Raw genomic sequence first — 20,370 nt, 5'->3', positions numbered from 1 at the left:
TGACATGACAAGCGAGATTCTGGTCAAGGCGGTCGATGTCTGCAAGAGCTTCGGCACCTTCAAGGCGCTGCAGGACGTGAGCCTTGAGGTGCGGAAGGGCGAGGTGAGCTGCATCATCGGCCCCTCCGGCTCGGGCAAGAGCACGTTCCTGCGCTGCATCAACCTCTTGGAACGCATCGATTCCGGCGCGATCTGGGCCAATGGCGAGCTGATCGGCTACCGCCGCGACGGCAACAAGCTCTACGAGATGAGCGACGCGGAGATCGCCCGCCAGCGGCGCGGCATCGGCATGGTCTTCCAGCGCTTCAACCTCTTTCCGCACAAGACCGCGCTGGAAAACGTGGTGGAAGGGCCGGTGCAGGTGCTCGGTGAAAGCCCGAAGGCCGCGCGCGACCATGCGCTGGAACTGCTCAAACGCGTCGGCCTTGCCGACAAGGCCGGCAGCTATCCGGCGGAGCTATCCGGCGGGCAGCAGCAGCGCGTTGCCATTGCCCGCGCGATGGGCATGCGTCCCTCGCTCATCCTGTTCGATGAGCCGACATCCGCACTCGACCCCGAGCTGGTGGCCGAGGTGCTCGACGTGATGAACGACCTCGCCGCCTCCGGCATGACGGAAGATATCGCCCTCGGATGCGCGTCCAACTCTAAATCAATCAGGACGACCTTGTGCGTTCCGTCGAGCGAAGTGCCTCCAAAAGCAGGTCCTGCATCAGGCGCTGGAGCGCATCTGTCGCGTTGCGCACGTCGGTCATCGCCTTCGTCACATCCGCCTCGTTGAGCGGGGACGAACCGGCGACCGACGCCAATTCGCGACGCGCCTCTCTCAGCTTGCCGAGCGCCGCGACAGTCCGCGGTCTGTTCTCGCGGAGCAATCGTCGGAATTCGGAGCGGACCTCGTCAGGGTAAGCTGAGAACGCACTCTCGGCGAGGATAGACATCGCCGGCGCGTCACGCTGGCTTTTCACTACGTACCCGAGCGAGAAGAAGTTTCCGACCAGCGACGCTGCGAAGACGGCGAACAGAAGCGCTCGCAGCCATGAAAATCGTTTCACAGGCGGCCTCCGTTGCTTCTTGTGAACGTAATGGTCTCCGCAAGCTCTGACGGCGGAACACCGACAGCAAACGCCAAGAGAGCATTGTCCGATATCTGCGTTTCCACACCGGCGGCCACGTAGCCACCGACCGCCGATACTGTAAGAACAAGTGCCGCCGGCATCGACCACGATCCGAGACCGATCGGCAGACTGAAGGGTCGGCGCTTCGGCAGCGCGATTTTGGCCAGCACATTGCGCGCAAGCACACGCTCGTCAGTCGGCTCGATCGTTGCTTCAAGCACGAGGCGGTCGAGTTGATCTCCTTCGCTGATCGTATCGCGTCGATCAGTTGCTAGAAACAGCAACGCCTCGCGGCGAAACGGTGCCGGCCATGATGCGACATCGGCTCCAAATCGTACTTTCAAACCTTCAAATTCGCCCCTATTCATCTTGTTTTCCTTTCATTTTGTGGTTCAGCCGTCCCGACCTCCGAAAGCTGGGCGCGTAACGTTCGCCTCGCTCGGACAAGCAGTTGCTCTACTGATCCGGCGCTTGCATCCATCACTTCGGCAATCGCGGGAACGTCGAGGTCGGCGACTGCTCGAAGGAGCAGCGCCATTCGCTGTCGTTCCGGCAGTTTTTCGAGGCCGGCGCGAACGATGGCCAACTCCTGCCGAGCGCCCATCCACGAGTCGAGATCGGGGTCTTCCGAAGGAAATCGTTCGTGCGCCTCTTCAAAGCCGATGAATATGCGGAACTTGCGCCAGCGCCTCACGTCGATGCATCGATTTGCAGCGATCCGGTAGATCCACGTCGTCGCGCGTCCTTTCGAACGATCGAAGCGCTTTGCATTCTTCCAGACCGCAATGAAGACGTCCTGCACGACATCCTCGGCTTCATCGGAATTACCAAGATAGCGCCCGGCGAAGAGGCGTAGACCGCGTCCGTGCCTGTCTATCAGCTGCCGAAGGGCAAGCTGCTCGCCCGCAGCCACGCGGGCGAGCAGCACCTCGTCGTCGAGGCGCTCCGGCAGTCTTGCGATTTCCTGGGCACGCGCTTGGCTCACGCGGACTTACCTCCAGTGGCGGCGAAAGCCGATGCCGACATTTCCGCGCGGGCCGGTGTGAACACCGATGGACCGCACGCCATGGGGGCCTCGCGCCGTCACGGTGTTCCCGGAGTAGGTCCGCCCGTTCGGGCCGGTCGCAGAATAGCTGCGCCGGCACCGGTCGACGAACCCGTTGCGGCAGGTCGAATTTGACGTGTAGGTCGCACCATTCGGCCCGACACGTGTCGTCTGGCCGGAATAGATGTTGCCGTCTCTCGTCACGCTACGGGTGATCTGGCCGCCATTCCGCGTATCGCGCGTCCATTCGGCCGACATGGCCGGGGCCGCGCCAAGCAACATGGCAACACCAAGCGCGGCGAAGGTTCTCTTCCAGGAAATAAACATCTTGAACTCCTCAGTACTGATTCAATTCTTGCTCAGAGCTGCGGTCAACCTCAGCGGTCGAACATGATGCCGCGGATGACGAGAAACTCGGCGGCCGACAGCTTCCCGTCGCCATCCCGGTCGGCAAGGTCGAAGAAGAGCGTGCGAGCACGAAATTCGTCCCTCGACACCTTTCCGTCGCCGCTCGTGTCGAGCCGCCGCATCTGATTTCCGAGACGCGCCTGCATGGCCGTCGCGCGATCCATGATCGCATCGCGGAGCATTTCAGTTTCGTCTTGATCGATAACGCCGTCGCTATTCACGTCGAGGCGAGCGAAGAGTTTCGCCCGCGCGGCGACTATCTCGTCGCGCGAGACAGCGCCGTCGTTATTCGCATCGAGCCGCTGAAGAATCGGCGATACCGTTTGCGCGTGAGCCGAGATCCCCGGCAGGGAGAGAGCGGCGACCAGCGCTGAGACCAGCGCGTATGAAGCCTTTTTCATCGAGTGTCTTCCTTCGGTTCTTTGGTTTCGTCTGCCGATGGGCAGCTACGTGAACCAATACGAACTGCTGGCTCATCTCCTACGCGCTCAATCAAGGATTCCTGACGTCTTGGCGGTGGCCGTCGACGGACGCCCGTTGCAAAGAAAAATGCCCGGCGGCGCGTAGGAGCTGCCGTTCCCATGCGTAGAAGCTCGCGTTGATGCCAATCCCACCCGAGGAAGGGGAGAGAATAATGAAGTTGAAATTGCTGGCCTGCGTGATGGTTGTCCTCGCGACTGGCAGCGCTTGCGCGGCGGACGGGCAAAGAGCCCGGCAGGCTTTCCGCCAAATGGACCAAAACGATGATCGAGCGCTTCAGTTTACCGAGATACAGGCGGCGCGTGCGTCCTTGTTCGACCGGCTGGACGCAAATCGAAATGGCGTTCTCGACAATGGAGAGGCGCAGGCCGCCCTTAAGCGCGTGAGCGAGGGCGGTAGGCTCCAGATGGCAACGGCGGAAGGTCTGGAAACGCAGGCTCGCCGGATGGATGCGAACGGCGACGGCCGAATTAAGAGAGCGGAATTCGCTCAATTCATTCCCGATCGGCTTCAGCGCGCCGATGCAAACGGCGACCGTTCGCTTTCGCTCTCCGAACTCAGGTCGCTTCGTCAACGCTAATCGTCACCTCGGCTTTCAAAGAACAGGACACACAACGCGATGAGAAAGACAATTGCCTCCATGGGCGCCGCAGCGCTCCTCCTTTTTTCCTATGCCGCTCCTGCATCGGCGAATCCTCTCGTTCAATCGTCGGTAACGATCGAGAGTGAGGGCCCCGTGCAAGAAGTCGCCCACCGGCACGGCTTCTACGTGGTCCGCGGCGTCCACTACTATAATGGATATCGCGGTGTTGTCGTCGCGCGTCCTGGCTACCGCTTCTATCGAGGATACTGGTTTCCGCCCGCGGCCTTCGCTGCCGGCGTGATCGTCGGCCGAACGCTGGCCCATCCCGTGCCACCGGCGCGCCGTCTGACCGCCGCCCATATCGAGTGGTGCTTCGATCACTATCGGTCATATCGTGCGTACGATAACACCTATCAGCCGTACGACGGTCCGCGCGAACAGTGCTGGTCGCCCTACAACTGACGTAGGAAATGTCGAACGCGTGTGACGAACCGATCGGCAGAGGCACCGCCGGTCGGTTCTTCGTCCATGGGAGAAAGTCGCTGGCGGCAGGTTAGCAGCAAACCTCAAATTGTCGGGCCGAATTCGAAACAGCTCTACGATCTCTTGGCCGAAACTGATGCCGGTTTGTCATTCGACACGACTCCGGGGTCGCTAAACTACCGGCGAAACCGGAGGCATCTATGGATCGAGACCTGAACTTCACCCGCCGCGAAGTCTTTTCTGCGCTAACGTTTGCTACAACCAGTGCACTACTAACCAGCGATTCGGCCGCGCAAACCGCGGCGAAGGATCAATTGCAGCTGGTCGCCCGCGACTCCGAAAAGCCCTTGACCTGTGGGCTTCTGCTCTTCCCGAACATGACCGCCTTGGACCTTGTTGCGCCCCAGCTGGTGATGTCGAAACTTCCGAATTCAGTCGTTCATCTGATCGCCGAGAGCCAAAGCCCGGTGATGTCGGACAGCGACCTGGCAATCGTCCCGACGATGACTTTTGAACAGTGTCCTGACGAACTGGATGTCTTCTTTGTTCCCGGCGGGCCGAAGGGTACATTCACCGCGCTCCAGAATGATCGGCTTCTCGATTTCGTGTCTCATCGGGGATCACGTGCGCGATACATCACCAGCGTTTGCACCGGCTCCGTCCTTCTCGGAGCTGCCGGTCTCCTCAAAGGCTACAAGGCGGCGTCATACTGGGGCACGCTCGACATGCTTCCAGTGTTCGGGGCGACGCCCGTTAGTGATCGCGTCGTCAAGGACCGAAACCGAATTACGGGCGGCGGGATTACCGCAGGACTCGACTTTGGGCTTGAACTCGCAGCAGAGCTACGTGGCGAGCAGCGCGCGCGCCTGCAGCAATTGATCATGGAATACGATCCCAAGCCTCCTTTGACAGCGGCTCGCTAAACACGGCATCCGCCGAAACGGTCGCTCATGCGCGTGAGCTTCTTGGTCCTTCGCTGCTTGCTATTCGCGCGGAGGCGGAGCGGGCGGCGAGACGACGCGGATAAACGCTTGGCCAAAAAGCCACCAACGGCGACGGTCCTCCACCTCGGTCAAGCAGCGAGAGGTAGAGTGATATCTCGATAGGTATAGTGTTTTGCAGTTTAGAGGAGATATCGCGATGCATACGCGGAAGGCAATAACGGAGGCAATTCGAAAACTCGGAGTCCAAACCGGTGACCTGTTGATGGTGCATGCCTCACTTAAAGCGATTGGTCCGGTCGAAGGAGGAGCGGAGACGGTCGTTGCCGCGTTACGCTCCGCGGTTGGGCCGACTGGCACTGTGATGGGATACGCGTCGTGGGACCGATCACCCTACGAGGAGACTCTGAATGGCGCTCGGTTGGATGACAAAGCCCGCCGTACCTGGCCGCCGTTCGATCCCGCAACGGCCGGGACTTACCGTGGGTTCGGCCTGCTGAATCAATTTCTGGTTCAAGCCCCCGGCGCGCGGCGCAGCGCGCACCCCGATGCATCGATGGTCGCGGTTGGTCCGCTAGCTGAAACGCTGACGGAGCCTCACGAACTCGGTCACGCCTTGGGGGAAGGGTCGCCCGTCGAGCGGTTCGTCCGCCTTGGCGGGAAGGCCCTGCTGTTGGGTGCGCCGCTAAACTCCGTTACCGCATTGCACTACGCCGAGGCGGTTGCGGATATCCCCAACAAACGATGGGTGACGTATGAGATGCCGATGCTTGGAAGAAACGGTGAAGTCGCCTGGAAAACGGCATCAGAATACGATTCAAACGGCATTCTCGATTGCTTTGCTATCGAAGGAAAGCCGGATGCGGTCGAAACTATAGCAAATGCTTACGTGAAGCTCGGTCGCCATCGAGAAGGTGTCGTGGGCTTTGCTCAGTGCTACCTGTTCGACGCGCAGGACATCGTGACGTTCGGCGTCACCTATCTTGAGAAGCACTTCGGAGCCACTCCGATCGTGCCAGCACACGAAGCCGCCCAGCGCTCTTGCGAGCCTTCCGGTTAGAGGCCGTCGACAATGATAATCTGGATCAACGGACCTTTCGGCGCCGGAAAGACGACTCTCGCTGAGCGGCTGCGCGATCGGCGTCCGAAATCGCTGATCTTTGACCCTGAGGAAATCGGGTTCGTGGTGAAAGAAACGGTCCCCATACCAGCGAGCGGAGACTATCAGGATCTCCCCTTGTGGAGGGGACTTACGATCGCTGCGGTCAGCGAGATTCGCAGGAATTACTCGCAGGACATCATCATCCCAATGACGCTCGTGCACCCGGACTATCTGACTGAGATACTCGACGGGTTAAGGCAGATCGACGATCAGCTGCTGCACATCTTTCTGATGCTTAACGAGGACCTATTGCGTCACCGGATCTCGAACCAGACCATGCATCCTGACCCGAATCGGAATGCGGAGATTCGAGAGTGGCGATTAGCGAATGTCGCCCGATGCTTGGCCGCAAGGGAACGGCTTCCGTCCACAACCCGTGTTCTCGATAGTGGTGCACACACCAGCGATGAACTTGCAGCGATGGTGCTCGACAGACTCGATCAGCGCACCTGATCGCCTTCGACGCCTGCGCAAAGGGTAGCGCGAGGGTGGTGGTCTCAGTCTGCTTTGCGATTATTCTCCTAAGCCGTACCGCCTGACGGTCGGTTTACGTGACGCGAATGGGCGACTTCCGTTTCGGAAAAGCACCACCGCGGCATAGAGACGCCAGCTGCCGAAGCCTCCGCCTTGAAGGGACACGAACCGTCGACCCGCAAGTTGGTCTACTAAGTGATTGAAATCCAAACGCTCAGGCAAGCGGGGTGTCGGCTGTAGCGTAACGTTAAATTATAGAACCTAAAGCTCCAAATGCTAAATGGTATCAAGGGGCCAAATAGCGGCGGCTACAGTCGCCGCCTTTAACGGATAACAACCCGCAACGACTTTCGAGCCTGATTGGCTTCGCACGGCCTAGACACCAGGGTTGCACATATTTCCAGCATACAATTACACTATAGCTGGATCAAGCCCAAGGTGCACGCCGTACTACGACGCACTTGATCTAAAGTTGGCCCTTATCTCATTGAGACGGATAAAGAAACTCCTCGCAAAGCTCGATTTGTGGCTTCAGCATCGCGGTTCGGCGGTGGACCGCCGTGGTCATCGGCTTCATCGGAGTGCTTCTCGTGGTCAAGCCGGGCTATCTGCCGTTCCAATTGGGTCATTTGGCTGCCATCGGCACCGGGCTGGCCACGGACGCGGCAATCATCATCCTCAGGCGCGTCGGCGGAAAGGTGAAGACCACCAGCATGCTGGGCATCAGTGCCCGGCGCTTGCAGCGCGGCTGAGGCACGACATATGAAGACGTAGCTGGAAACCCCCGTCAGGCCAAAATTGGCGACAGGGTCTAGATCCCTTATTCTAAAGCGCGGACCGACCCATAGTCGCTATTGGAGTGTCTCAAGCCGCAGGTCGTAGAAACGGCCGAGGCTCCTCAAATGATAGACGATGTCAGCAACAGATGGTCACGCTTTCCTTATCGCTGGCAGATTTTATCGACCACCTCACCAACACGGTCGAAGTCTTCTGCCAGCAGATCGCTCTCTGCAAAACATAGCAATCTTGTCCTACTGCGGTGTGTCCGGTTACGGTTCTCCCGCTCAAGAGCCTTTATCTTCTCGGCCGTGTCCGTCGGCAAGCCGGCCCTCCTGCCGGCATCGATCTCGGCCCTCTTTACCCAATCCAGTAGAGTGTGCGCCGAACAGCCGATCTTGGCGGAGATCGACTGGCAGGCAGTCCAGCGGGAGGAATGATCAGCTTCGTGATCCAACACCATCCGCACGGCACGCTCGCGCACCTCAGGGGAAAACTTGTTCGTCGTTTTGCTCGTCATGGCTCCATCCTATTTGGAAGTTGGAGCCTCCGGCAAACCCGGTGCGGTTCACCAGCGTACTTAGTGACGGTCGCATATTGCTCGGCCGCCACCGTCAGGCGCGATGCCTCGTTGACCTCGACCATCGACTCGAGCTTAGGCTTCATCCGCAACAGTCGATGCCAGCCTACTTCCTGATCGAGAACCTCCAATGCATTCCGGCCATACTCGTTCGCCGATTGTAGGGCAGTGATCGTGTCAAGGAACATGCGCAGAGCCTTGGCGGCGTCCGGCCGGGAGTCCATGTGCCGCTGCTTCTTCCGGTTGTTGGCCTGCGAGAACAGCCTACCCATCAGCTTGATGAACATCGTCACCGCATCGTCGGTCAGCTTCTGGCCTAGCTTGATGACTTGAGCCACGATCAAGGCGCGACGGCGGTTGGCGTTGAAGTCATTAGCCAACCACGCCGGCGTTGCGTTGCCTTCACGGATCATCTGGTCCCAACGACCCGAAGAAACGCGCTGCTGAAGTCTGGGATCGATATCTAACGCTCGCAGAAAGGCAATCCTCTCAGTCAGCCCAACCAGGTTCGAAGCACTTGGAGCTTCCGGCGCAGATCGCATCCAGTGAAAGCGCGTCTGGCCGATCGACGGGTCAACCTCCAGCAGCCCATCCAATGCCTCGAGCGTGGCAAGCGGCATTGCTTCGATCAATGCCCTTTCGGCCCGTCGACGAGCTATTGCACGGCCTCCGAGCCCAATCTTCTCGATTGAATGTAGAGACGGGAGAAGCGCGCTCCGATTCCGAAATGTACTGACGATCGTTGCCGCGATGGGCAGCCCTTTATCGCCATTGGCTGCGGCTTCTATTGCGGCTACAAGAGCGGCACGGCGATCTTCTCTGGTAGCAGCGTGAAGGCCGAGATATCGCATCAACGCTCGGCTGTGATCGAACCGTGTTTGTACACGGCTTGCGTAGAGGGTGTGGAGCCGCGCATCGACGCCGAGCTGGTCCGCCAGATAGTTGATCGCCGGCCCGGGCGGCTGCTCATTGTCCCACAAGAGCCGACTCGTTTGGCGCATCGTGCAGAGTTGAACCGCGAAGCCCAACTTGTTCTGTGGCCGACGGCGAAGTTCGCATTCCAGACGATCCGCCGGGTCCAGTGTAAAGTGCCGGAGAAGGCTTTCCTCGTCGGACGCTATTCCGAGCAGTGTCGTTGCTTCGTTATAACTGATAAGCCTTCGTCTCCCCACCTACATTCTCCCTTCGTGATCTCCGAGGGGAAGTTGGTCGGCAACAGCCGAGGCTTTTCAACCGGTCGGTCCAGTTCATCTACAGATCAATCCCGCGCGTTCGTGGTTCGTTCGGCCTTAGCGTGTCTGCGGGAACAGTTCTTGTTCCGACCCCTCTTCCAGAGCCCAACGCACCCGCAGGTCGCGCACAAGGCCGCGCGGCATTTCAGGAACCCAGTCGTAGGTCGTAAGGATTATCTCGCTCATTCGGAGTCTCCAAGAAACACGGGAAGCTTGTCGAGAAGGCCACTCCAGCCCTGCTCGTGACTTGTGCGGGTCTCTTCGTCGGGCAGGTGCTCGTGGGTCAGGGTCAGCACGGTTCCCCCTTCGAACGGCTCAAGCCGGAACGTCACCAGCGATGCCGGTCCCGCATCGGGACCCCACCACTGCATCATCAGCTCCGGCTTCGTAATAGCCGCCCAGACCTTGGCGGGCGCGGCCTTGATCCGGCGCACAATCGTTACACTCGGGAGGTGGCCAGTCATTGCTCTTCATCTTCTTCAACGAGCGCAGCAAGTCGATCTAGGCTTACCGTCCAGAAGCGTTCATACTGATTGAGCCACGCTATTGCGTCTCGCATCGGCGCGACCGAGAGGTTCACCGCCACGGTGCGGCCGGACTTGGTTCGCGTGATCAATCCGGCATCGGACAGAACGTCCAAATGCTTCGTCATACCGGGAAGCTTTAGCGAAAAGGGCCGTGCGAGTTCGCTGACCGAAAGCCCAGGTTCTGCCATTAGACGCTGTAGGACGCCCCGGCGTGTCGAATCTGCCAGCGCCCAAAATGTCCGGTCCATGTTAGATATATGATGCTTCGCCATGTAGCGAAGTATCTAAGCTTACGCGGGATAAGTCAATCCGCTATGCCTTGTCGCTCAAATCCTTGAACCCACATGACGCAGGTTTCGGGATTTGTGCGACAACACGTTTTGAATCCTTCGATCAGCGATGGAGGATCACCGCCGCCGGCTATCGGGAACAATCAAGTCTCAGTTGTCGATACCCACCAGATGTTGCCAGAACTGTCCTGGAGGCCGGCTCGCCTATCACCATCACCGCTGGATGACGGTGCTTGGATAACAGCGGCGCCTGCCGCTTTGGCTTGCTCGAAGGTCGCATCAACGTCTTTCACATAGACATGCAGCCATACGGGAAATCCCGGATACTGTTCATTCGCCTGCGAGATCATGACGACGCTGTCGCCGATCTGGATTTCGCCATGGCTTAGCGTTCCATCGGCGCGTTCTTCGGCGCGCAATACCTGCCCTCCAAGAAAACGCTTGGCAAAATCAATGACGGCCTCTGCTTCGTTTGCCATGAGATAGACGGATACATCCGGATGGCCTTTGGGTTTGTAGTTTTTCATGTCGTTCCCCATGTGTAAGAGAAGGAATTGCAGATGGGTGGCATCTCACCTCCTTCCGGCGATGGCATCTCAGTCGGTTGTTGCGCCAATTTTTATTGGCCTTTCCCTTCGTCTCCTCCTGCCAGCAAGGGCAGACTGCGACTGGTCGTGCCTTGCGCCAGGCGTTCAGAATGAGCGCGATGAGAAGCGTCTTACCAATGCCGCAGGGAGTCGACTCTGGCCGACTGCCTTTCGCGAAATTCCTAAAGCCTGCTCGCATGTTTCGGGAGTTGCGCGACAGCTACGGCATGTGGAGCTTGGTCAGAGTTCGCAGCCTATTCGCACGAGGTTTTCGTCGGGGTCGGATACGGCGAATTCATACATTCCCCATGGTTGTTTTTTGGGTTGATGCGCCAATCGCTCGCCTAGTTTAGAAGCGATGTTGTCTACATCCTGCGTGTAAATGTAGATTCCAAATGGGTTTCTTCCCGGAACGAGCCAATCCTTGGGAGCTATACTGAGATGAATAAATCCGCCCATGCCGTCAGAAAGAATGGCATAGTCATCTGTAGATGATTTCTCGTCTCGATTGAACCCAAGTAGCCCATAGAAATTCAATGATGCTTCAATGTTGTTACAAGGAACAACAGCGACTACCCTGCTAGTAGAAACCACTTTCTGTCCTCCCGTCAATGAAACGGACGCACTTCGACAGGTGCCCGGCAAGCGACGGCGGCCTTGCGCCCCCACGCCAGCGCTTCGTTCAGGTCGGCGGCTTCCAGTACCCAAAAACCGCCGACATGCTCCTTGGTCTGAAGATACAGCCCATCGGATGCGACGACTTGGCCATCGGGCTGCGCGCGCAACGACCTTGCGGTGCTCGGCGGTTGCAGTCCGCCAACGAAAATCCTGACACCAGCAGCCACCATCTCGTCGTTGAGCACGTCGATGTCGTGGGTCATCTCCTTGTCCTCGACGGCCGGATCGTAATCGTCGGGGTGGTGGATAGCAATCAAGTACTGCATCGTTCCTCTTTCTATAGTTGTCACCAAGTGCGATTGGTTTGACGGGTAGCCGGGACACTTTGCTAATCCTGACTAGGAAAGACCCAGAAAACTTGACATAAAGGTTGATGTCAACATACTTTCATACATGAACGGAATTTCCCTGACTTTCGCCACGACGCTTGACGTGCGCGACCGCTGCTTATGCCTGGCAGCGCAACGCGCCGCGCGGGCACTGGCACGTCGCTTCGATGAGGCGCTACGGCCTATGGGTCTGACCAACGGTCAGTTCTCTTTGCTAATGTCGCTCAACCGCCCAACGGCTCCGACGCTCAGCTCGGTTGCAACATTGCTCGCGATGGATCGCACGACGCTGACAGCGAATCTCAAGCCATTGGAACGACGGGGGCTTTTGACCGTATCGCAGGATACAAAGGACCGGCGCAGTCGGCTTTTGCACCTGACCGAAGCTGGCCGTCTACTGCTTGAAACGGCCCTGCCCGTTTGGATCGAAACCCACGATCTGATTGATCGGCAGCTAGCAGCTTACGACGGCGCGGAGCTTCGTGCCGCGCTGAACGCTCTGACTTAGCAAGATGCACATAGATGACGGACAACAGCCCCTCGCCCTGCGCCCCGACTATCATTTTCGATTATCGCACCGCTGCGTTTCCGCTGATACTATCGGCGGCTCGGCAACGCGCGACGGCTGTATCTGCTCTCCGGCCTTTTATCATTGCAGTGGACGGCCATAGCGGTGTCGGCAAATCCACCTTCGCACGACGCTTGGCTCGTGATCTTGATGGTGCCGTTATCGAAGGCGACGACTTCTACGATGGCGGGCTGGATGTAGGGTTGGACCCGCCGGAATCACGGGCGGCGCGTTGCATATCGGACGAGCAGCGCCGGGCGATCGAGCATATCACCGGCCCGGAGCGGATCGCGGCCGTTGTCGGTTATGCCGGCGCGGGCAAATCCACCATGCTCGCGGCGGCGCGCGAGGCGTGGGAGGCGCAGGGTTATCATGTCCACGGTGCGGCCCTGTCGGGCAAGGCGGCGGAGGGCCTGGAGGAATCTTCCGGCATCCAGAGCCGGACCCTCGCGTCATGGTCCCGCAGTTGGGAAAACCCACATAGTGGGGACCGCTATGCACTCGGCCGCGGTGACGTGTTCGTCATCGACGAGGCGGGCATGGTCGGGAGCCGCCAGCTCGCCCACTTTGTTGGCGAGGCCGAGGCGCGTGGGGCGAAGATCGTCCTTGTGGGCGATCACGAGCAGCTACAGGCTATCGGGGCGGGCGCACCGTTCCGGGCGATCACGGAAGAAATCGGCCATGCCGAGCTTTCCGAAATCCGCCGGCAGAGGGTGGACTGGTAGCGGGAGGCTTCCGTTGACTTCGCCACGCATCGCACGGCCGAGCCTGTTTCTCCGGGGCGGCTTTCGAGGGGGAATGATGAAAGACCTGAAACGATCCGGGCTAACCCGTGAACAATGGTCGGCGATGACGCTCTACGAGAAGTTCGAACAGGTCGTCATTTTCGTCCTCAGCGCCATCATTGCGGTTATCGTCGTGGCGTCGGTTTGGGCGCTGATGCGCGAGGTCGTGAACCGGTTGGTCTTGGGAGCGTTCGACACGCTCGATTACGCCACCTTCCAGGTGGTGTTCGGAATGATCTTCACCGTTGTAATTGCGCTCGAGTTCAAGCGCTCCCTTCTTGTGGCGACAGAACGCAGCTTCGGCATTCTCCAGGTCCGCACGATCGTGCTGATCGCGCTCCTCGCGATCGCGCGCAAATTTATCATCCTCGACCTTGGCGAGACGGAGCCAGCCAAGATTGCCGCCCTTGCGGGCGCGGCTCTTGCGCTCGGAGCAGTCCACTGGCTGGTGCGCGATCAGGACCGGCGCGAAGAGCCCGGTGCTAAAAATGCCGAAGGCGATCAATGAGCCGAAGCGTTTTCGTTCGACTTGTTTCATCAACCTCTGCCGCACTCATCATCATAATTGTTTAGCAGAAATTTTTTATCATGCCGAGCCACGCGCCGTCGCTTCCCGCGGAGACTTGGCGGCGTTCGAACAAAGCACCATCACAGTTTTCAACGCCACTCGAGACAGTGCGTCTCCATCGCGACAACCGAGCGTATAGTCGATCCCTAAACCCGGAGTGCCTATGACGGTCCGCGTGGGAACGGCTCGCGGTTCATTTGGGGCGAACTCTAATCAATTTTTCGGCCCACTCATATGCTCTCTAATTGAAACCAACACGCTCTCTGGAGTGAACCCCTCGGGCTGCGACCTTTTTCATGGAACAAGGTTGGACTCCGCTCGTTCATTGCTGGTCACAAACGATCTGGAACCCGCATGGCCGAGCCTGACAAGAAACTATCGCTGATCGAAGAACAGCTTGTCATCGACAAGCGCGCCGTGAGCGACGGCCGCGTTCGCGTGAGCACCAAAACCGAGTTTGTCACAGAAGCAGCGGAAGCACGCCTCGACAGCGAGAATGTCGAGGTGACGCGTGTGGCAATCGGACGTGAAGTGTCAGAAGCGCCGGGTGTTCGCACGGACGGTGACGTGACCATTGTACCCGTGATGGAGGAGGTTCTCGTTGTCGAGAAGCGTCTGATGCTGGTCGAAGAGATCCATATCCGCCGCGTCGCCACCACCGAGGACGTTTCCATTCCGGTCGAACTGCGCAAGCAACGTGCCAGCATCGAGCGCGACGACCCCTGAGCTAATTATCAATCCGAGAAAAGGAGAAACTCATGACCTACAGCGAAACCACATCGTCATACGGCGCCTCGTCATCGAACACGGTGACGGCCTTCTTCGAAAACCGCAGCGATGCGGATGCCGCCGTCGAACGCCTTGTCGAAGCCGGGATTGCCCGCGACGGCATTCGCGTCGTCGCCGGCAAGGAGTCTACAACCTCGACTGAAGTTGCCTCCGAGCACAAGGGCTTCTGGGAGAAGCTGGAAGACTTTTTCTTTCCCGACGAGGACCGCGCCGTCTATTCCGAAGGTCTTCGCCGCGGTGGCTATCTTGTGACGGTCAGCAACGTCACCGCCGCCTCTTATGACAAGGTTATCGATATTCTCGATGACGAGGGCAGCATCGATCTCGATCAGCGCGCCGAGAGCTGGCGCTCGGAAGGCTGGAACCAGCAGGAGACCGTGAGTTCGTATGGCGCCTCCGCCAATCGTGCCAGCGCAACCGGAACGGCAGCTCTGGACGCCGGCCGTGAAGAGGTTATCCCGGTGGTCGAGGAAAAGCTTCGCGTCGGCAAGCGTGACCTCAACCATGGCCGCGTGCGTGTCCGTTCTTACGTGGTCGAAAATCCTGTCAGTGAACAGGTATCGCTGCGCGACGAGAACGTCAGCATCGAGCGCCGCACGGTCGACCGTCCGGTAACCGAAACGGAGAACGCCTTCGTCGACCGTACGATCGAGGCCGAGGAGCATCATGAGGAGGCGATCGTCTCGAAGGATGCGCGCGTTGTCGAAGAGATTGCTCTGCGCAAAACGGCCGAACAGCGCGAGGAGACCATCAGCGACAGCGTCCGCCGCACGGAGGTGGAAGTCGAAGATGAACGATCCGACCGTATTGTCCGCAAGGGCGTTGACTGAGGCCGGACGAAGCGCTTTCAGTTAAACTCAGGCAGTTGCGCCGGTCACGGCCTTCCAGTGCGCCATGGCGCGGATCCGATGAATGTGGGTGGCGAAGCCAGACGGAATGGGCGATGATATGCGGTGGGAAACGGTGGTTCTTGTAGCTGATGGTCGGCGTGCTCATCACGTCCGGATATCCGTCAACCGTTAAGCCACGAACAACGTGACAACGTCTCCGCAAGGACTAATGGAAGGCTCTTCGTTTGATGAAGCTGCAGTTCGAGGCCGGCGATCCCATCGCCGGTCTTTTTTTGTCTCTTGTGACACGGGAACCGATCTTCACTTGCGGCGTTAGTGTGGCACTCACGTTCCCGTGATGAAGAGGATGCACCATGACCGAACCTGTCTCCGTCCACGTGTCGCGCGAAGCGGCTTATGTCGACCCCTCCCTTACAGCCACATTGCACAAGGTGTCTTGGGGCGCGATCTTCGCCGGGGTCGTCCTGGCGCTTGCCGTCCAGTTCCTCCTCAATCTTCTGGGAGTGGGCATCGGCGCCGCCGTGATCGATCCCGCAACCTATGATAACCCGAATGCAAGCACCTTTTCCATAGCCGGTGGCGCGTGGTTCGTTGTGGCCGGCATTATTGCTTCCTTCGTCGGCGGTTATGCCGCCAGCCGCCTGTCCGGCCGTCCGAGCCGCTCGACCGGCGGCTATCAAGGTGTAACCACCTGGGCTGTCACCACTCTTGTCATCCTCTACCTGCTGACCACGTCGGTCGGTGCTCTCATGGGCGGAGCGTTCAGTGGTCTGTCCAGCATTGTCGGTGGCGTTGGCCAGACGGCCGCGACCGCTGCCACGGCGGCAGCCCCTGCCCTCGCCAACTCGGCCAACCCGATGGCGGGGATCGAGCAACAGATCCGCAATGCGTCCGGCGGCAACGATCCGGCAGCCCTGCGTGACGCTGCGGTGTCGGCGGTCCAGGCTGCCGTGACCGGTGACCAGGCAAAGGCCGCAGATGCCCGCAATCGTGCCGCTGATGCGATCGCCAAGGCACAGAACATCCCGATCGATCAGGCCCGCACCCAGGTCGAGCAGTACGAGAAGACCTATCGCGACAATGTTGCTGCGGCCAAGCAGCAGGCGCTCGAGGCGGCGCAGACGGCCACCAAGGCAGTGTCGGCCGGCGCGATCCTGGGCTTCTTCGCCCTCCTGCTCGGGGCTGTGGCGGCCTGGTTCGGCGGTTCCTACGGCACGAAGAAGGCGTTGCTTCTGGCGGAAACCACCACTCGCCGCACGATTTGACAAGATGAAGGCCGCCGGAAACGGCGGCCTTCTTCCTTGCTTGACCTTTCTCCAATGAAGCCTCTCCATCCACCGGGTGGAGAGTCTCTCCCTAATTTATCGGTAGCCTCCATGCAGAATGCCTTTCGGTACTTTTCACTGACCGCCGCTCTAACGCTCTGTTCCCCAGCCTTTGCAGCGCCGATCGACGCACAAGCCGTTAATACCGCGGCGATCGCGTCCCTTCCGATCGAGGCGCCGGCGGAAAAACAGACCGAGCCCAATCCCGCCATCGTGCATCTGCAGGTCCTGCTCGACCGGGCTGGTTCATCGCCGGGCGTCATCGACGGTTATTTAGGCGACAACCTGACGAAAGCGATTGCCGGTTTCGAGGCGCTTCAGGGTCTGCCAGTGGATGGGAAGCTCGATCCCGACGTACTGGGCCGTTTGACCGATGATGCCCCGGCCATCCAGGCCTATGCCATCACGCAAGAAGACGGAGAGGATATCGTCGAGAGCATTCCAAAAGACTATGCCGAGCAGGCGAGGATGGAGCATCTCGGCTATACCAGCATTGCCGAGAAGCTGGCCGAACGTTTCCACATGCATATCGCGCTGATCAAGGCCCTCAATCCGACGGCGGCCTTCAAGCCGGGCGAAACGATCGCTGTCGCCATTCCCGGCGCTGCCAGGACCGGATCGGTCAAGCGGATCGAGGTTCATCGCAAACTGGCGCAGGTTTTTGCTTTTGCCGAAGGCAGCTCGCTGCTCGCGGTCTATCCAGCGACAATTGGCAGTGAGGACAGTCCCTCACCGACCGGTACTCACAAGGTTAAGGGCGTGTCGCGAATGCCGACGTACACCTACAATCCGAAGATCAATTTCCAGCAGGGCAACAACAAGAAGATCCTTGAACTGCCGAGCGGGCCGAACGGTCCTGTCGGGACAGTCTGGATCGACCTCACCGAACCGACCTACGGCATACACGGCACGCCTGAACCGGAACTGATAGGCAAGGTCGGATCGCATGGATGTGTTCGGCTGGCCAACTGGGACGTCGAGGAACTGGCCGGCATGGTCAAGCCGGGCGTCATGGTCGAATTTGTCGAGTAGGGCCGGCTTACCACTATGCCGAACCCACAGAGGGATCGTCCCATGAAACGAACGCCTAAGCCGATAATGGCGTGGACCGATCTCGGTTTGAAGCTGGTTGAGCGTTTTCTCGGTCCCGTGGTCATGGCGCAGACCGCACGCATGATGCTGGTCGATCCGCCGGGGCGCGAGCAACGCTATTATAGCGGTTTCGCCCCAAGGCTGACTCATGGGGACGCTGCCCTCGTCAAGGCACAGCATTTTCTTCAGGCAAGTGAAGGTAAGGAGGCACGGCTTGCGGTCTTGGCCGAACAGGCAGGGTTGGAGGAACGCACCTTCCTGCGCCACTTCCAGAAAGCCACGGGAATGACGGCAACCGACTACGCCCAACGCCTGAGGATCGCCAAGGCACAAGAGCTGTTGCAGTTCGGACAGTTGCCGGTGGAGCGTAAGCATCCGAGCAGCCACGCGGCATGAGCACGCGCGAGTTAGGCAAATCGGGCTATAGTGATGAGGTTGCTGCGGTTAGGCTTTCCGGCGTGATCGACGCGCCCATTTCGCAGCCAGGTTTTCCACGGCTCTGTTGAGATCAGCGAAGGCTGCATTGTTTGGGTCGAAGTCTTTGGCGCCCGACCATTCGACAAGTTCGGCGTGCCGTTCATGAGCGGGGTCGGCGAGCGCCTCGCGGAACTCCTGGTATCCCCACGGACCGCCAACGTCTTCAGGCGGGCAGCGCCCCGTTGCCTCGATCAGCATTGGATCTGCAAGCGCGACGACAGGGAACGTGCGCTCGATCTTGATGCTGTGCGTCCAGCCGTCGCCGAAGTCATAGTGGTATTTGAAGGATTTCGCACCGGTGTCCTGGATTGCCGACAGGAGCGAGATCTTGCGGGCATCGAGTGGACCATCCCCCCATTCCTGGTCGGGCAAACCAAAGCCAACGTCACGGATCTGGAATTCGTAGAGGTGGGTGTTGGTCCACCCCATCGCAGCCTGCAATACCTCATGCAGCCGGCTGAGCCGGATGCGCCACGGCACGACAATGCGCCGCATCACGGTCGGTTCGACATGATCAAGGGTGACCTTCAGACGGACGAGAGAAGAGGCCATCGTCAAGCTGCCAGCATGAGGGCGGAGTTTTTGCCCTGGCGTATCCGCTTCCACTCCCAGGGAAGCAGTTCCGGCAAACGCGAGGCCGGCAGGTCGGCGATGCGAGCAAGGACATCGGCGAGCCAAGCCTTCGGGTCTACGTCGTTCAGCCGTGCGGTCATGATCAGGGTGAGCATGATGGCAGCGCGATCTGCGCCGCGGTCGGAACCGGCGAAGAGCCAAGCCTTTCTTCCGCAAGCCACGCCGCGCAACGCTCTTTCCGCGCAATTGTTCGTCATGCAGATCCTGCCGTCGTCGGCATAGCGGGCAAAGTCAGCCCAGCGCGACAGCATATAGTCGATCGGTCCGGCCGCCGGCGATGAGCGTGATAGGCTGGCCCGCTCGGTGCGTAACCATTCCTCCATATCGCCAAGTAGCGGCTTGCTCTTCTCCTGCCGGACCGCAAGCCGCTCGGCCGCGCTCAGACCGTTGATGTCGCGCTCGATGGCAAACAGAGCATCGATGCGCTTCACCGCCTCGAGGGCTACCGGCGAGATCGGCTTGGTACCTTTGCCGCGCCGAGCATTGCGAGCGACATCGGCCAGTTCGAAGAACTTCCGCCGCGCATGGGCGAAGCAGAACGCGGGCGTTGCCGGCATCTGCCTCTTCGTCAGATCGAACAGCGGATTGAAGCCGTTGTAGCAATCCGCCTGAAGAATGCCGCTGAAGTCGGCCAGATGCCTTTGCGGGTGCTCGCCGCGCCGATTGCAGGAGGCGTAGAAGACCGCCGCCGGCGGCGCAGGGCCGGCGAATGGCTGATCGTCGCGCACGTAAACCCATATTCGCCCGGTCGTGCATTGGCCCTTGGCCAGGATTGGGATCGTCGTGTCGTCACCGTGAAGCCGCTCGGCCTGGAACACATGTGCCTCGATCAGATCAAATATCGGCTTGAGGGCGAAGGTAGCGTGACCGACCTGATCGGCCAGGGTCTGGGTCGACAGATCGATACCCTCACATTTGAACCGCGTGCTCTGGCGGTTCAGCGGGATGTGCTGCCCGAACTTGTCGAAGACGATCGTCGCCAGCAACTGAGGACCGATAAAGCCGCGCGGAGTGGCATGGAACGGTGCGGGAGCCTGACTGATCGCCTCGCAATCGCGGCAGGTAAACTTCTCGCGCACCGTCTCGATAACCTTGAAGCGGCGTGGGATCTCCTCCAACGTTTCAGTCACATCCTCGCCCAGCTTCGACAGCCGCGAGCCGCCACAGCAGGCGCATGCCGTCGGCGCTTCGACAACGATGCGTTCGCGCTCGACGTCTTCAGGCCACGGCTTGCGCACCGGACGCTTGCGGGCAAAGGCGCGTACGGACTGCGTTTTGGCCGCGGCCTCTTGGGCGCCCAGTTCATCCTCGGCGGCCGACGCCACGAGCTCTTCGAGCTGCAATTCCAACTGATCGATCAGCCGCTGCGTGCGCTCACGGCGCGGGCCGTGCTTCTCGCGCTCAAGTTTGCCAAGCAGCAATTGCAGATGTGCGTTTAGCGCCTCGATGCTCGATAGCCGGGCCTTTGCGTTGGCCGCTTCCGCCTCAGCTTGCAGTCGCGCAGCACGTTCGGCCAGCAGCGCCGCATGAGCACTTGCAAGGTCCGATGGCAGGGTAAGCGGCGGCAATGTCATAGCGACATTGAATCAGA

The 20,370-nt window shown here is 59.6% G+C and carries 24 protein-coding genes and 7 pseudogenes; 15 read left to right on the top strand and 16 right to left on the bottom strand.

From position 1 onward, the window contains the following. Positions 1-4 precede the first annotated feature (4 nt). Complete coding sequence (locus AABF56_RS31730; protein ID WP_338341937.1) at positions 5-778, top strand: amino acid ABC transporter ATP-binding protein; 774 nt, start codon at positions 5-7, stop codon at positions 776-778. On the opposite strand, the pseudogene AABF56_RS31725 reads toward AABF56_RS31730, so the two are convergent. The 5 genes and pseudogenes from AABF56_RS31725 to AABF56_RS31705 form a co-directional block, all read right to left on the bottom strand. Then, positions 741-965, bottom strand: a pseudogene (locus AABF56_RS31725) (periplasmic heavy metal sensor); the annotation flags it as partial. The gene AABF56_RS31730 and the pseudogene AABF56_RS31725 overlap by 38 nt on opposite strands. An 83-nt stretch (positions 966-1,048) precedes the next feature. Next, positions 1,049-1,483 (bottom strand): hypothetical protein, encoded by a 435-nt coding sequence (locus AABF56_RS31720; RefSeq protein WP_272809050.1) that lies wholly within the window; start codon positions 1,481-1,483, stop codon positions 1,049-1,051. Beyond that, complete coding sequence (locus tag AABF56_RS31715; RefSeq protein ID WP_272809049.1) at positions 1,480-2,100, bottom strand: RNA polymerase sigma factor; 621 nt, start codon at positions 2,098-2,100, stop codon at positions 1,480-1,482. The genes AABF56_RS31720 and AABF56_RS31715 overlap by 4 nt, the downstream gene beginning before the upstream one ends. Before the next feature lie 6 nt (positions 2,101-2,106). Further along, entirely contained in the window at positions 2,107-2,487 is a 381-nt protein-coding gene (locus tag AABF56_RS31710; RefSeq protein ID WP_272809048.1) for a hypothetical protein, read from the bottom strand. A gap of 50 nt (positions 2,488-2,537) precedes the next feature. Further along, complete coding sequence (locus AABF56_RS31705) at positions 2,538-2,969, bottom strand: EF-hand domain-containing protein (protein ID WP_272809047.1); 432 nt, start codon at positions 2,967-2,969, stop codon at positions 2,538-2,540. Positions 2,970-3,202: 233 nt separating this feature from the next. Between AABF56_RS31705 and AABF56_RS31700 the strand changes: the two genes are divergently transcribed. From AABF56_RS31700 to AABF56_RS31675, 6 genes are all read left to right on the top strand, one after another. Next, complete coding sequence (locus tag AABF56_RS31700; RefSeq protein ID WP_216562438.1) at positions 3,203-3,628, top strand: EF-hand domain-containing protein; 426 nt, start codon at positions 3,203-3,205, stop codon at positions 3,626-3,628. 39 nt (positions 3,629-3,667) lie between these two features. Then, complete coding sequence (locus AABF56_RS31695) at positions 3,668-4,093, top strand: BA14K family protein (protein ID WP_216562441.1); 426 nt, start codon at positions 3,668-3,670, stop codon at positions 4,091-4,093. Positions 4,094-4,314: 221 nt separating this feature from the next. Further along, positions 4,315-5,037, top strand: coding sequence for a DJ-1/PfpI family protein (locus AABF56_RS31690; protein ID WP_272809046.1), 723 nt, complete (start codon positions 4,315-4,317; stop codon positions 5,035-5,037). 217 nt (positions 5,038-5,254) lie between these two features. Then, positions 5,255-6,115, top strand: coding sequence for an aminoglycoside N-acetyltransferase AAC(3)-IIe (aac(3)-IIe, locus tag AABF56_RS31685; RefSeq protein WP_000557452.1), 861 nt, complete (start codon positions 5,255-5,257; stop codon positions 6,113-6,115). Between the two features lie 12 nt (positions 6,116-6,127). Continuing rightward, the gene (locus AABF56_RS31680; protein WP_002063889.1) at positions 6,128-6,670 is read left to right on the top strand and encodes an AAA family ATPase; all 543 of its coding nucleotides are present in this window, start codon (positions 6,128-6,130) and stop codon (positions 6,668-6,670) included. A gap of 581 nt (positions 6,671-7,251) precedes the next feature. Next, positions 7,252-7,443, top strand: coding sequence for a hypothetical protein (locus AABF56_RS31675; protein WP_040234282.1), 192 nt, complete (start codon positions 7,252-7,254; stop codon positions 7,441-7,443). A 299-nt stretch (positions 7,444-7,742) separates the two neighbouring features. Here the strand turns inward: AABF56_RS31675 and AABF56_RS31670 are convergent. The 8 genes and pseudogenes from AABF56_RS31670 to AABF56_RS31635 form a co-directional block, all read right to left on the bottom strand. Further along, positions 7,743-7,988: pseudogene (locus tag AABF56_RS31670) on the bottom strand (transposase); the annotation flags it as partial. A gap of 50 nt (positions 7,989-8,038) precedes the next feature. Next, positions 8,039-9,220, bottom strand: a pseudogene (locus tag AABF56_RS31665) (DUF4158 domain-containing protein); the annotation flags it as partial. A gap of 153 nt (positions 9,221-9,373) precedes the next feature. Further along, positions 9,374-9,466 (bottom strand): annotated as a pseudogene (locus tag AABF56_RS31660) (glutathione S-transferase family protein); the annotation flags it as partial. Further along, positions 9,463-9,744 carry an SRPBCC family protein gene (locus AABF56_RS31655; protein ID WP_272809045.1) on the bottom strand — a complete coding sequence of 94 codons (282 nt, stop codon included), beginning with the start codon at positions 9,742-9,744 and terminating at the stop codon, positions 9,463-9,465. The gene AABF56_RS31655 and the pseudogene AABF56_RS31660, both read right to left, overlap by 4 nt. Continuing rightward, entirely contained in the window at positions 9,741-10,079 is a 339-nt protein-coding gene (locus tag AABF56_RS31650) for an ArsR/SmtB family transcription factor (protein WP_272809044.1), read from the bottom strand. The genes AABF56_RS31655 and AABF56_RS31650 overlap by 4 nt, the downstream gene beginning before the upstream one ends. 161 nt (positions 10,080-10,240) lie before the next feature. Next, positions 10,241-10,624, bottom strand: a complete 384-nt coding sequence (locus tag AABF56_RS31645) for a VOC family protein (protein WP_216333595.1) — start codon at positions 10,622-10,624, stop codon at positions 10,241-10,243. Positions 10,625-10,924: 300 nt separating this feature from the next. Beyond that, positions 10,925-11,278 carry a VOC family protein gene (locus AABF56_RS31640; RefSeq protein ID WP_272809043.1) on the bottom strand — a complete coding sequence of 118 codons (354 nt, stop codon included), beginning with the start codon at positions 11,276-11,278 and terminating at the stop codon, positions 10,925-10,927. Between the two features lie 14 nt (positions 11,279-11,292). Continuing rightward, positions 11,293-11,628 (bottom strand): YciI family protein, encoded by a 336-nt coding sequence (locus AABF56_RS31635; RefSeq protein WP_272809042.1) that lies wholly within the window; start codon positions 11,626-11,628, stop codon positions 11,293-11,295. Positions 11,629-11,755: 127 nt separating this feature from the next. On the opposite strand from AABF56_RS31635, the gene AABF56_RS31630 reads away from it, so the two are divergent. The 5 genes and pseudogenes from AABF56_RS31630 (at position 11,756) to AABF56_RS31610 (ending at position 15,231) form a co-directional block, all read left to right on the top strand. Further along, a complete protein-coding gene (locus AABF56_RS31630) occupies positions 11,756-12,199 on the top strand; it encodes a MarR family winged helix-turn-helix transcriptional regulator (protein WP_272809041.1) in 444 nt (147 codons plus the stop codon). Between the two features lie 296 nt (positions 12,200-12,495). Continuing rightward, a pseudogene (locus AABF56_RS31625) lies at positions 12,496-13,077 on the top strand (AAA family ATPase); the annotation flags it as partial. After that, on the top strand, positions 13,061-13,552 hold the full coding sequence (locus tag AABF56_RS31620; protein ID WP_011982932.1) for a phosphate-starvation-inducible PsiE family protein: 492 nt from the start codon (positions 13,061-13,063) through the stop codon (positions 13,550-13,552). The pseudogene AABF56_RS31625 and the gene AABF56_RS31620, both read left to right, overlap by 17 nt. 414 nt (positions 13,553-13,966) lie before the next feature. Continuing rightward, complete coding sequence (locus tag AABF56_RS31615; protein ID WP_272809040.1) at positions 13,967-14,338, top strand: YsnF/AvaK domain-containing protein; 372 nt, start codon at positions 13,967-13,969, stop codon at positions 14,336-14,338. Positions 14,339-14,370: 32 nt separating this feature from the next. After that, entirely contained in the window at positions 14,371-15,231 is an 861-nt protein-coding gene (locus AABF56_RS31610) for a YsnF/AvaK domain-containing protein (RefSeq protein WP_080823486.1), read from the top strand. A gap of 27 nt (positions 15,232-15,258) precedes the next feature. Here the strand turns inward: AABF56_RS31610 and AABF56_RS37840 are convergent. After that, a pseudogene (locus tag AABF56_RS37840) lies at positions 15,259-15,333 on the bottom strand (IS6 family transposase); the annotation flags it as partial. A gap of 272 nt (positions 15,334-15,605) precedes the next feature. Here AABF56_RS37840 and AABF56_RS31605 point away from each other — a divergent pair. The 3 genes and pseudogenes from AABF56_RS31605 to AABF56_RS31595 all read left to right on the top strand — a co-directional run. Then, complete coding sequence (locus AABF56_RS31605) at positions 15,606-16,517, top strand: PhnA-like protein (RefSeq protein ID WP_272809039.1); 912 nt, start codon at positions 15,606-15,608, stop codon at positions 16,515-16,517. Positions 16,518-16,628: 111 nt separating this feature from the next. Continuing rightward, a complete protein-coding gene (locus AABF56_RS31600; RefSeq protein ID WP_272809038.1) occupies positions 16,629-17,609 on the top strand; it encodes a L,D-transpeptidase family protein in 981 nt (326 codons plus the stop codon). Between the two features lie 63 nt (positions 17,610-17,672). Further along, positions 17,673-18,038 (top strand): annotated as a pseudogene (locus AABF56_RS31595) (helix-turn-helix domain-containing protein); the annotation flags it as partial. A 75-nt stretch (positions 18,039-18,113) separates the two neighbouring features. Here AABF56_RS31595 and AABF56_RS31590 read toward each other — a convergent pair. Together AABF56_RS31590 and tnpC are read right to left on the bottom strand one after the other, a co-directional pair. Next, positions 18,114-18,698 carry a plasmid pRiA4b ORF-3 family protein gene (locus tag AABF56_RS31590; RefSeq protein ID WP_050747119.1) on the bottom strand — a complete coding sequence of 195 codons (585 nt, stop codon included), beginning with the start codon at positions 18,696-18,698 and terminating at the stop codon, positions 18,114-18,116. A gap of 2 nt (positions 18,699-18,700) precedes the next feature. Continuing rightward, positions 18,701-20,353: an IS66 family transposase gene (tnpC, locus tag AABF56_RS31585; protein ID WP_272791937.1), complete on the bottom strand. Its 1,653-nt coding sequence runs from the start codon at positions 20,351-20,353 to the stop codon at positions 18,701-18,703. Positions 20,354-20,370 lie beyond the last annotated feature (17 nt).

This window comes from Shinella sp. WSC3-e, assembly GCF_945994535.1.
GTDB classification, from domain to species: Bacteria; Pseudomonadota; Alphaproteobacteria; order Rhizobiales; family Rhizobiaceae; genus Shinella; species Shinella yambaruensis.
Note: the sequence above shows the minus strand (reverse complement) of the source record. Positions and strands in the feature narration are given on the sequence as shown.

Bases quoted from the DNA above. Each gene is read 5' to 3' on its own strand.
- AABF56_RS31590 (WP_050747119.1), bottom strand. From the start codon at position 18,698: ATGGCCTCTTCTCTCGTCCGTCTGAAGGTCACCCTTGATCATGTCGAA.
- AABF56_RS31730 (WP_338341937.1), top strand. From the start codon at position 5: ATGACAAGCGAGATTCTGGTCAAGGCGGTCGATGTCTGCAAGAGCTTC.
- tnpC (WP_272791937.1), bottom strand. From the start codon at position 20,353: ATGACATTGCCGCCGCTTACCCTGCCATCGGACCTTGCAAGTGCTCAT.
- AABF56_RS31630 (WP_272809041.1), top strand. From the start codon at position 11,756: ATGAACGGAATTTCCCTGACTTTCGCCACGACGCTTGACGTGCGCGAC.
- AABF56_RS31720 (WP_272809050.1), bottom strand. From the start codon at position 1,483: ATGAATAGGGGCGAATTTGAAGGTTTGAAAGTACGATTTGGAGCCGAT.
- AABF56_RS31600 (WP_272809038.1), top strand. From the start codon at position 16,629: ATGCAGAATGCCTTTCGGTACTTTTCACTGACCGCCGCTCTAACGCTC.
- AABF56_RS31605 (WP_272809039.1), top strand. From the start codon at position 15,606: ATGACCGAACCTGTCTCCGTCCACGTGTCGCGCGAAGCGGCTTATGTC.
- AABF56_RS31700 (WP_216562438.1), top strand. From the start codon at position 3,203: ATGAAGTTGAAATTGCTGGCCTGCGTGATGGTTGTCCTCGCGACTGGC.
- AABF56_RS31635 (WP_272809042.1), bottom strand. From the start codon at position 11,628: ATGCAGTACTTGATTGCTATCCACCACCCCGACGATTACGATCCGGCC.
- AABF56_RS31710 (WP_272809048.1), bottom strand. From the start codon at position 2,487: ATGTTTATTTCCTGGAAGAGAACCTTCGCCGCGCTTGGTGTTGCCATG.
- AABF56_RS31680 (WP_002063889.1), top strand. From the start codon at position 6,128: ATGATAATCTGGATCAACGGACCTTTCGGCGCCGGAAAGACGACTCTC.
- AABF56_RS31645 (WP_216333595.1), bottom strand. From the start codon at position 10,624: ATGAAAAACTACAAACCCAAAGGCCATCCGGATGTATCCGTCTATCTC.
- AABF56_RS31615 (WP_272809040.1), top strand. From the start codon at position 13,967: ATGGCCGAGCCTGACAAGAAACTATCGCTGATCGAAGAACAGCTTGTC.
- AABF56_RS31655 (WP_272809045.1), bottom strand. From the start codon at position 9,744: ATGACTGGCCACCTCCCGAGTGTAACGATTGTGCGCCGGATCAAGGCC.
- AABF56_RS31690 (WP_272809046.1), top strand. From the start codon at position 4,315: ATGGATCGAGACCTGAACTTCACCCGCCGCGAAGTCTTTTCTGCGCTA.
- AABF56_RS31650 (WP_272809044.1), bottom strand. From the start codon at position 10,079: ATGGCGAAGCATCATATATCTAACATGGACCGGACATTTTGGGCGCTG.
- AABF56_RS31620 (WP_011982932.1), top strand. From the start codon at position 13,061: ATGAAAGACCTGAAACGATCCGGGCTAACCCGTGAACAATGGTCGGCG.
- AABF56_RS31705 (WP_272809047.1), bottom strand. From the start codon at position 2,969: ATGAAAAAGGCTTCATACGCGCTGGTCTCAGCGCTGGTCGCCGCTCTC.
- AABF56_RS31695 (WP_216562441.1), top strand. From the start codon at position 3,668: ATGAGAAAGACAATTGCCTCCATGGGCGCCGCAGCGCTCCTCCTTTTT.
- AABF56_RS31610 (WP_080823486.1), top strand. From the start codon at position 14,371: ATGACCTACAGCGAAACCACATCGTCATACGGCGCCTCGTCATCGAAC.